This is a genomic window from Streptococcus oralis, assembly GCF_001579025.1.
In the GTDB taxonomy this organism is placed as follows: domain Bacteria; phylum Bacillota; class Bacilli; order Lactobacillales; family Streptococcaceae; genus Streptococcus; species Streptococcus oralis_X.
Window position 1 is genome coordinate 256,385 of record NZ_KQ970236.1, and the last position, 1,957, is coordinate 258,341.

Annotated in this window: 1 protein-coding gene; it reads left to right on the plus strand. The window is 39.9% G+C overall.

What is annotated here, in order from left to right; all coding sequences use genetic code 11:
• Positions 1-180 precede the first annotated feature (180 nt).
• A partial coding sequence (locus SORDD27_RS07505) for a SpaA isopeptide-forming pilin-related protein (RefSeq protein ID WP_231069326.1) occupies positions 181-1,957 on the plus strand: 1,777 nt, incomplete at its 3' end.

Below are 1,957 nucleotides of genomic sequence, written 5' to 3' on the forward strand. Positions count from 1 at the left end.
GTTAAATCGCTTGACAAAGTGACATGTATAATGCTAGAATGTATGTGGTTATTTATGTTTAATACTTAAAGTGTTTGGAGGACTTTAACTACTAAATATCAAATAATCTGTGATTTCTTCTTCATTTTTAAGGAGAGGGATTAAGAACATTGAAAATAAAATATAGAAAAGAGGGAAATCATGGCAAAAAGCAAAATGCTGAAATTGCTTTCAAAACTTTCAGCTGCAGCTCTTTCTGTCTTGACACTTACATCTGTTTCGACAAATACTGTTAAAGCTGATGATCCAACGCCAAAGGAATTAACGCAAGTTATTACAGGTGTTGAGTTGTTGGATGCTTCAGATACGAAACAGAATGTAACATCTGAGGGAGATTATGCAGTTCGTACAGGGAATGCCTACAAGCTTCGTGTAACGTTTGATCTCAAACAATACAATGAAAACTTGAACAATGGTGATTATTTCACTTTCGACATTCCTGCACCAATGACAGTCTACAACGGCACTCAACAGTTGGTTGACCCAGCTACGCAAGTAACGATTGGGGAAGCAGTTGTAACATCAAGTGGTAATGACAAGGGTGGTAAAGCGAAAATTACCTTGAAAAACTTGGACAAGTACCTAGCTGCAACAGGTGGAGATAAAGTTAAGGATGTATCTGGTAACTTTGCGGCATCATTCCGCTTCCTAACAGACCAGACTAAGACACCAATTAGCTTTAATTCTTCTTCTATGAAGCAAGAAGTAAACCATACGTATACTGCTAAGACAATCACAGGTCCTAAAGTTGGTACTGAGAACTATGCGAAAGCTGGTGGACAAGCTTCCCGTGAAAGCTGGAACTCTCCAAAACTAGCAGCCATCGGATCAGTAAGCTCAGGTAATGAGCAATCCAACTGGCGTGTACGTGTGAACACAGAAAAACAAGATTTTGGACAGAACATTGTGCTTCATGACACAATTCCAAATGATGACACATCTTACACACCAGCTCAATACATTCCAGAAAGCTTGAAGATTTACAAGGCTGATATTACAGGCGGTACTTCTGCTGTTCCTCCAGGAGCAGAACTCATGGTGGAAGGAACTGACTATACAGTTGCTTGGAACTCAAACTATACATCATTTGATGTTACCATCAAAGATGGAACGGCTTCTTACTTCGTTACATATAGTACTACCACTCCAAATGATGGTACGAAAGTAGCAAATATTGTAGCTTTGTCTCTTGCGGACGGAACAAAACTTGCACAAAATACAAGTCGCCCAGGTGCGCTTAGCATGAAAGCGGAAGCAACATCTTTGATTTCTGGTACAATTGTAGCATCTACAGCTTACCAAATTAAGATTAATAAGACAGACGCGTTCACTCTTACACCTGTTCAAGGAGCAGTTTATACTGTGACAGCAGCAGATGATGCAAGTGAAACAACAGAAGTGACTACGAATGAAAAAGGAGTAGCGCTTACTAAAACTTATGATCAGAAATGGGAAGGTAAAACGTTCAAGATCAAAGAGAAGACTGCTCCAGCTGGCTATAAGCTAGATGAAAAAGAGTACACAGTCAAACTCGGAGCAGCAGGTTCTACGATCAACCTTAAGGACGAACCTGTTCCAGCTGTGTTCAATGTAACAGCTAAGAAAGTGGTAGAAGGTCGTACAGATAAACTTCCAAAAGCGGATGAGTTTACCTTTAACCTATATACAGCAGAGAACTTGAAGACTCCAGTAGCCACAGCGAAATCAAAAGCTGATGGAACGATTACCTTTGAGAATATCGAGTTGAAAGGTGCAGGAACGTATCGCTACATCATCAAAGAAGATACATCAACAGCAATCAATGGTATCACTTTTGATGAAGAAGGTAAGGAAGTCACTGTAACAGCAGCATTCCAAGGTGGAGTATTGACAGCTTCTGTTACTTCAGCAGAACGTATCTTCACTAACACTTATAAAG